Source organism: Arachidicoccus sp. (genome assembly GCF_050436765.1).
Lineage (GTDB): Bacteria > Bacteroidota > Bacteroidia > Chitinophagales > Chitinophagaceae > Arachidicoccus.
Genome location: NZ_JBNQGD010000204.1, coordinates 1 through 8,992 on the forward strand (window position 1 = coordinate 1; position 8,992 = coordinate 8,992).

5 protein-coding genes are annotated in these 8,992 nt (G+C 38.4%); 2 read left to right on the forward strand and 3 right to left on the reverse strand.

Annotated elements, in window-relative coordinates; all coding sequences use genetic code 11:
• From ACQR30_RS08990 to ACQR30_RS09000, 3 genes are all read right to left on the reverse strand, one after another.
• A partial coding sequence (locus ACQR30_RS08990) for a metallophosphoesterase family protein (protein ID WP_429734202.1) occupies window positions 1-718 on the reverse strand: 718 nt, incomplete at its 3' end.
• A 59-nt stretch (window positions 719-777) separates the two neighbouring features.
• Window positions 778-2,619, reverse strand: a complete 1,842-nt coding sequence (locus ACQR30_RS08995) for a RagB/SusD family nutrient uptake outer membrane protein (RefSeq protein ID WP_429734204.1) — start codon at window positions 2,617-2,619, stop codon at window positions 778-780.
• A gap of 44 nt (window positions 2,620-2,663) precedes the next feature.
• Entirely contained in the window at window positions 2,664-5,798 is a 3,135-nt protein-coding gene (locus ACQR30_RS09000; RefSeq protein WP_429734206.1) for a SusC/RagA family TonB-linked outer membrane protein, read from the reverse strand.
• A 339-nt stretch (window positions 5,799-6,137) separates the two neighbouring features.
• Between ACQR30_RS09000 and ACQR30_RS09005 the strand changes: the two genes are divergently transcribed.
• Both ACQR30_RS09005 and cysS read left to right on the forward strand, forming a co-directional pair.
• Window positions 6,138-6,737, forward strand: a complete 600-nt coding sequence (locus tag ACQR30_RS09005) for a TetR/AcrR family transcriptional regulator (protein WP_429734208.1) — start codon at window positions 6,138-6,140, stop codon at window positions 6,735-6,737.
• 520 nt (window positions 6,738-7,257) lie between these two features.
• Complete coding sequence (gene cysS, locus ACQR30_RS09010) at window positions 7,258-8,763, forward strand: cysteine--tRNA ligase (protein ID WP_429734210.1); 1,506 nt, start codon at window positions 7,258-7,260, stop codon at window positions 8,761-8,763.
• Window positions 8,764-8,992 lie beyond the last annotated feature (229 nt).

Below are 8,992 nucleotides of genomic sequence, written 5' to 3' on the forward strand. Positions count from 1 at the left end.
TATGTCCGGAAAGGCATATCCTAACCTTATCTCTATGCTGATAAAATAAATCTTTCAAAGCCTTGCAGTCTGAATGCCCGCCACCGACCAAAACTTGTGTGGTTCCTAAGATGGGATAGTGGGACATGAGCAGCACGTGGCTTTCCGGGGGCAATTGCATCAGGTCTTGTTTTAGCCAGTTGAATTGGTCTTCATCCAAGGAAATATCTTTGTTGTTTCCATCCAGAACAATAAAATGCCAGTTACGCTTATTGAAACTATAATATCTGTCAGGAATATGGAGACGCTTCACAACATATGGTTTGCCATACATCTCATCAGTTTGGCTTGGCGCTTTCCACCAGGTATCATGATTTCCGATACAGGCATATATCTCATAGCCTTCAATTTCCTTTATGCACTCATCCCATATTTGCCACAATGCCGTTACCTGCCCCCTTATTACATTATCGTAAGAGGCGTCGTGAATCGAATCGCCGCCGTTAAGGAAAAAATCAGGCTTGTGTTTCTCCAATATCATTCGCAAGCACTTGCGGAACCGATCTGGCGCATTATCCCCTTCACGAATGTGGACATCCGTTATATGGGCAATGGTAAGCACGGGTTTTGCCTTTCTCTCTCGTGCACCATCTCCGTTATTTACTGCTTTGACACTATTTCCCAGTAAAGGTGCTGCCGCCAGAATCCCCATTTTTTGTAATAATTCCCTTCGTTTCATAATTGAATATTGTTAAATATATTTCCGAACGTTCTTAACGCTCTTAATGGTTACATGCATTACCATCCAAACGGTTGTTTTAGGTTTGGATTTAATGTAATCTCTTGTTGTGGTATAGGACGATAATAATATTGAGGAGATACAAAGGCTCTCGTAACATTTTTGTTAGCAAGAAACCCTATATTTCCACTGGTTCCATTGGTAAGATAAATACTGGGAGCAACCCCATCACTTGTAGTAGTAAGATAAGTGAATTTTCCTCCGATATTGTTATATGCTGTTGAAGAAAGCGATGCTTTTAACGCTGTCGTGTCCGATTCCTGGTTTAAGATGGCAATATCCGGTAAGCCATCGCCAGTTAAATCGATTCCACCAAGTTTAGGAACATAAACACCTACCTGGCCTGTAGCCAATTGTGAGCCAATTGCCCAACGTTGCATATCATCGAATCGAAGACCTTCACACGCCAATTCCACCCTACGTTCTCTACGAATCTCAAGGATCAGCCCTTTCAAATTTCCAGTTACATTCGGGTAATATGCCGCGAGAACCGGATCTATATTACTTTGAACTGCGGCAAGTTGCATGGAGGGCATTCCAACGCGCTGACGAAGAAGATTTATGGTCGCATCTATATCGTTTTGCTGTATACTAAGCCCTTGCTCCGCTTTTGATTCGATTTCATTTAATAGAACTTCTGCATACCTGAACATCGCAACAGCTGAATTGTTTAACCCATAACCAGCTCTTTGAGAAGGATCTCTGGGATAAAATTTTACCTGGGCATATAAACCAAAAGTGCATACTCCAAAATACGGATAAGAATTGTTAGTATTACTAGTAAATCCGGGATAAACATAGGTCTCGGCGAGTCTCGGGTCACGATTTTTAAAAACACCTACATATCCGATAGTATCATGTCCTGGAATATCTGTAAAACGGCTTCCGTCATTCATAAGGAATGTTTGCTCTAAGTTCTTGCTTAATCCATAATCAAAACTTAATACTAATTCCGTGCCTACACTATTCAATTTGGGATCATATTGCGCCCATAGCAATACTTCGGGATTGCCGGCAAGTGTAGTAGCATCAAAAAGATTCCTGAAATCTATAGCAGAGGATCCTGAAATATGAAATAGCCCACCGGAAATAATTTGTTCAGATGCCCATTGTGATTTTTGGAGAAACCGCATATAATCATTTGTCAGTCCTAGTTCGGCATGATATTTCCGATAGGTTCCTTCATACAAACAAATCCGGCTCATAAGTGCCAAGGCACTCCATTTGGTTATACGGGTATAATCTTCATTGGATGCCTGCTTAATATGATCAACCGCAAACTGTAGGTCATTCAGAACGGAATCCATTACTATAGCTCTTGGTGTCACAGTTCCATACAAAGCAGCAGTATCGGTATTATCTATCGCATGGTTTATCCAAGGCACATCTGAATATCGTTTTACCATGCCGTAATAAAACAGTGCTCTAAAGAAACGCGCAATCCCCACATAACTATTTATATCGGCAGAATCGCCCGCTACTCCGCTTATATGATCAAGCATGAAATTGATAGACCGAAGCTTAGCCCATGAGGATCGGGTCCATCCACTCGAATAAGTAGTAACATCTGACGACTTTAGGATGCCCCTTGTGAGTGCATCTATCTCATTTGATTCGTTATAAATAGATATATTGTCAGAAACATTGTCCGTATAAGGAAATGACAGTTGCGAATAAAAACTGTTACAATAAGTATTTAGGTCTGCCGTATTTTTAAAAAAGTTTTCCGGAGCTATACTTGTTTGCGGATACTTATTGAGGAAATCTTTGTTACAAGATGGCAACAATAAAGAAAATAGCGTAAACAAGCCGAAAGCTGCAAATATATTTATGCGTTGCATAATTTTTATTTTTTAATTATAATTTATTAACAAGAAATATTTAATTACAAATTCATGTCAAATCCAAAAGAGAATGTTTTTTGAAACGGATAAATGTTTCCTGCCAGTCCCTCCGGATCCAAACCACCTTTCAATGAAGTAAAAGTTAAAAGGTTTTCTGCGCTGAAATAAAATCTTAAACTTTTCAGGCCCCATTTCTTCATTAACAGCGAGGGGAGAGAATAACCAAAAGTGATATTCTTCGCCCGTAAATAACCCGCATTTTGTAAATACCTTGTTTGTGGTAGAGATAATTCACCGGATCCATCCGCTGAATATGCTTTCAGTCTCGGGAAATAACCGCTGTTCGGATTATCCGGCGTCCAGCGATCTTCGTTAAACTTGGTAAGGTTTGTCCAAGGCTGCGCATATAACCCCCAAAAGTAGATATTGGATGAGTTTGGATACCAATCCATTTTACCTATTCCCTGGAGGAAGATCCGCAGGTCAAAACCTTTCCAACTTGTACTTAAATCCAGACTGTATGGAAATCTTGGAGAACTGTTACCAATAACTTTTCTATCGCCCGGATCGCTTAAAGTATTATTGCCCTCCGTAATTTTCTTATCGCCATTTATATCCTTAAACCTCAAATCGCCAATTTCCATCGGCTCATTAGAATAAGAAAGTATTTGACTTTCATCCAATGCGGCTATTTGATTTGCATTCTGAAAAAAGCCGTCGTTTACCATTCCCCAAATGGTCCCGATCCGTTCCCCCTTATAATAATTGCTTAATAGTCCGGTAGGATTATCATACTTGGTAATATAGGCGTTACTGTTGGCCAATGCAACCGTAGCAGAAACGGTCCACGGATATCCTGCTACTTTGTAGTCATCATGCCAATTCACAGAAAGATCCCATCCGATTGTTTTTAAGTCAGCAGCATTCGTAACCGGAGATGAAGCACCAAACACTGCTGGTAATGTTTTACTTGGCACCAGCATTCCCTCAGTATATCTGGTGTACCAGTCATAACTGATTGTAAGTTTGTTGTTTAAAAATCCCAAATCCGTTCCGATATTAATCGTTTTCACTTTTTCCCATGTAAGATTTGATGATACGACTGCAGGTAAAGTCACGGCTATCGGCTGAGTCCCATCAAGAATTTGAGAGATTTTACCTGATCCTAAAGTGGCTATATAAGGATAGTAACTATTACTTAATTGATTACCCAACACACCATAAGAACCTCTCAATTTGAATAAACTCCAATTTTTTGGGGATATTATATCGTGAAAAAAATTTTCTTTAGATATTACCCATGCAGCCGAGCCGGAAGGGAAAAATCCCCACCTGTGATTTGCCGGAAAGCGAGAGGAGCCATCGTCTCTGCCGTCGAATTCCAGAATGTATTTATCGGCATATATATAGTTTAGTCGGTAAAACAATCCCCTAAGTGCATAATCGTTAATTGATTCATTTCCGGTCGCTATTCCGGTTGCTGTTTGGATAGACGGCACGCTTGAAGTAATTAAATCTTGTACGTTAACGCTGGAATAGTTGGTTTGATAATGCTCCTGATTAAATCCGGCCAAGGCATGGATCGAATGCTTTCCTAATGTCTTTTGATAATCGGCATACACGTTGTAAACATTATCGGTAGTAGATGTATAATCATTTTGGGCATAGGAAGCACTGATTCCATCTGCTAGCTGATATTGCACAGGCTGCCCCGGACCTGTAACATAGGGAACCGGTATTGCGTAAGTTCTTTGGGGTTGATTGGTATTGTGGAAAGTTCCGTCAGCCTTCAATGTCAAATCTTTTTTTATGATATCTATTTCTGTGTTGAATGTGGTTAAGAAATCGCCGATATTATAATTTACGCGTCCACCGTTTTTCAACTGACCTACTATGCTGGATCCTGATGAAGTATATGAGCCGTCAGGATTATATACTTCATCTGTGGACGGGGTTCTCATCACGTCCCAAAACATATAGACATCATTATTCAAAGGATAATTATAGGAAGTGTAATTATATGCAGTATTATTCCCTATTTTCCACCATTTGGTAATTTGATAAGTAGCACTTGACCTCAAATTATAGCGGTGAAATATATCTCCATTTTCTTTTAACAACCCCTGTTGGTTATAATATCCCGCAGATAAAAAATATGCCAGTTTATCGTCCTTTTTTGCAACACTTATGTTCGCTGTGTAGGTAGGCGCATTTTTACCAAATATTTCATCCGGCCAATTTGTAGAACCATAATAAAGATATTGTGTAGGATTGTCCGGATCCACTATAGTTCTCGGCAATGAAGGGTCTTTCTCTAATTGTTTGGCATAATTCAACGCAGTTTGCGAATAAACCGTACCCCATGGTGTATAGGCCGCATTTTTGGCTTCCATTATTTGAAGGGGGTCGGTAATTATATCAGGGCCGCTGCCAATCGTCCTATAGGCCACATTTCCCGAAGCGTGGACCTGTAGCTGATTTAATCTGGCACTTTTTGTAGTAATCAGCACTACACCGAAAGCTGCACGTCCTCCATAAACAGCCGCAGCTCCGGCATCCTTAAGAACAGTAACATTTGCAATATCTGAAGGATTTAGTGAAGCAAGTTGGCCTGCACTAAAGGGAACATTATCCACCAATATTAACGGAGTACCCGAACTACTGATGCTTGCAAAACCGCGAATATTGAATGAAGCTGCATCATCAGGCCGCCCCGAAGAAGGAGTAATATTAAGGTTGGGCAACACCCCCTCCAAGCCTGCATTTATATTGGTAATAGGCCTCGATTCCAATACAGCTCCCGAAACGCTGGCAACTGCTCCGCTAAGATTTATTTTCTTTTCAGTTCCATAGCCCACTACCACCACGTCATTCAGCCCCTGATTAGTACTGGTAAGAACTACATTTAATGTGGTTGAGTCGCTTCCTCCCATTGCAACTTCTTTGGTTTTGTACCCAATGGACGAAATAATTAACACAGCGTTTGCCCGTGCAGAAACAGAAAATATACCGGCCGTATCGGCCATGGTCGTAGTAGCTGTTCCTTTGATCGAAATAGTAGCATTGGGTACTGCTGTACCGGTTTCATCTTTTACGGTACCTTTTACCGTGATTTTCTGGGCAAGCGATAATAAAAAGGCCAAACAAAAACTAAATGTGAGAATGAACTTGTGCATAGTTTGTTTTTTTGTTAGTAATTGTGAATGGTTTGAGTTTCCGTTAAAAATTGATAGCAAAATAAAAGATATAATTTTCGGGTATCGCTTTAATCAAATTAAAAAATTATCATTTTTAGATCGCTCGATTATTAAATAATTAGATTGAATATTCATTCAATAAAAATATTAACATTTTATTGAAAAAAACAATGCCCCTAAATCACGTTTTTCTGAAATAGCTGTAAACAGTGAAACGCAAACGTTTGTTCTTTTTATTTGAAAATTAAAAATTAATTTCCTTTACCTTAGCTTCTTAGGAAAAGATATCGTCAATTTCAATTTTAGAGAAGAGATTTTATGGGAAGAAAAAGCTTAAAAGAGCCCCGCCAGAAAGAAATCATAAAAGCATTTTATAAACTGGCCAAGAAGGAGGGCCTTGAGAATGCTTCCCTTGCTAAAACTGCAGAGATTATAAATATTCCTCCAAGCCTTATCATTCATTATTTTCGAAATAAAGAACACTTGGTTTACGGATTGGTAGAGTACATTCTGGACAAATATCTACTCATTTTCAATATTAAGAACAACAATGATTGTACATCTTTAGAAAAATTGATGCACGTCATCCAAAATCTATTTTCTGACAAATGGAATATATTGTTTGATGACAGTGTATCATACAGTTGTTATTCTCTCGCATTCAGGGATAAGGTAATACAAAAAAAATATGAACTGCTTTTAAATGCACTTAGAGAAAAGCTCGAGCAATTAATTGTTGTGTGTAAAAATGAAGGTGTAGTTAAAGTAGAGGATGCCGTATTTACTGCTGATCTTATTTTTGTAATAGTAGATGGTGCGTATTACTATCTAAGTCTTGTTTCCAATAAAGAACAATACGCTATGAAGCTTCAGCGATATAAAAAACATGCCATAGGACTATTAAACATATCCCGATGAATCTCGCTTTTTAATGATTAAAAAGCAAATGCTCCAAGCTCAAATGATGTTCACAGCTACACTCGCTCAAACAACAATCCCGAAAATATTCAAAATGCAATAAAATGGACTCCTGTTTTCGTTTTCTTTAAACTCAATAGAAAATACGCGATGATATGAATCTCTGATACGTAAAACTTTATTGCATGTATATGTCGTCGCAGCTGCGGCACCGACCGGCATAGCGTATGACCGGCTGAAGCCGGAAAAGAAAAAATCGGCGAAACCTAAAAACAGGCAGAGCTGTCTTTCGTAAAGCGGATTCAGATTTTTGTGTTAAATTTTAATATTTAATAATTTTGTCTGATCTTGTCATTTGTAAGAAAATCGAATCTATTTGCGGTAATATATTATTTGAATTGCAATTCTATATTTTAAACGAATTTTAGTAACGAATATTTGCATCTCAATAACGTAATTCGTTATCAAAAATTTATCTTCGCAGAAATTATCAATATCCGAAAGGTTTTATTTATAAATAATGGAACTAAAAGTTTATAATTCGCTCACGCGACAGAAAGAAATATTTACGCCCATTACCAAGGGATATGTCGGCATGTATGTTTGTGGACCAACCGTAAGCGGCGAATCACATCTGGGTCATGCAAGGCCATACATAACTTTTGATGTAGTAAATCGTTACTTGCAACATCTGGGGAATAAAGTGCGCTATGTGCGAAACATAACTGATGCCGGTCATTTCGAGGAGGAGGGAAAAGAAGCGGAAGATAAAATTTCTTCTAAAGCTTTCCTTGAAAAACTGGAACCCATGGAGCTGGTAAAGAAATATACCGATCTTTTTCATTGGGGAATGCAAGAGTTTAACACGCTTTCACCAAGCATCGAGCCTACGGCAACTGGCCACATTGTAGAGCAGATCGTGATGATTGAAAAAATAATTGCCGATGGGTATGCTTATGTAGCAAATGGTTCTGTATATTTTGATGTAGAGAAATACAATCAGGACTATTCCAAACAAAATATGCCTTACGGTATTTTGAGTGGTAGAGTTTTGGATGAGACGATAGAATCTACCCGTGATTTGGATAATCAGGAAGACAAAAGGAATAAAGCAGATTTTGCTTTATGGAAAAACGCCCCACCGGAACATATTATGCGCTGGAAAAGCCCCTGGGGAGAAGGATTTCCAGGATGGCACATTGAATGCTCCGCCATGAGTAATAAATATTTAGGTGCCGAATTTGATATTCACGGAGGTGGAATGGATTTACAGTTCCCCCATCACGAATGTGAAATAGCACAGAGTGTTGTTTGTAATCATAAAATCCCTGCACGTTATTGGCTGCATAATAATATGATTACCATCAATGGCCGTAAGATGGGTAAGAGTTATAATAATGTGATTAAGTTAACCGAGTTGTTTAGCGGTAATCACCCTGCCTTGGAACAGGCGTATCACCCAATGGTGATTCGATTTTTTATTTTACAGACACATTACCGTTCTACTTTAGATTTTAGCAATGAAGCGCTGAAGGCGGCTGAAAAGGGTTTGAAAAGGTTATTGGAAGCCAATGAAATTTTACAAAATTTTTCTTTTGTTTCCGAAGAAGAACCTGCCGACACAGCACTCGAAGACAAAGTAAAAAGTCTTTTAAACGAGTTCGATGAGTTTATGAATGACGATTTTAGCACGGCTAAAGTTTTGGCAAATATGTTTGAGATCGTCCCTATTATCAATGGCATAAAAGATAAACATATTGCAACGGATGCTTTAAGCAAAAGCACCATTTGTTCATTAAAAGAAAAAATGAATATTTATATAAAAGATATTCTCGGTTTAAAAGATATTACGGAAAATAAGGGAGAACAATTGCGGGGTGCCATTCAGTTATTGATAGATATGCGCAAAGATGCCAAAGCTAAAAAAGACTTCGTAACGAGTGATAAAATTAGAAACGAATTATCAGCGCTAGGCATTTTACTGAAAGATGAGAAAGATGGAGCCGTAAGTTATAGCTTTCTGTAATTTCTTTTCTGGAATGGCAAAAAAAAGCAAGTGAGATTTCACTTGCTTTTTTTATGTCAACACATAAGCCTAATTTCCATTAAAAGAATTTAGACCGGTAGTCTTCAATTTTAGCACTTTGTTGCAATGCATTAATGAAATGACCTTGAATTTGTTGCAACCAGCTTTGTTTCACCTGTTTTGAACACTTTTCGGTAGCCAAAAACACAACTAGTTGATATTGAATTAA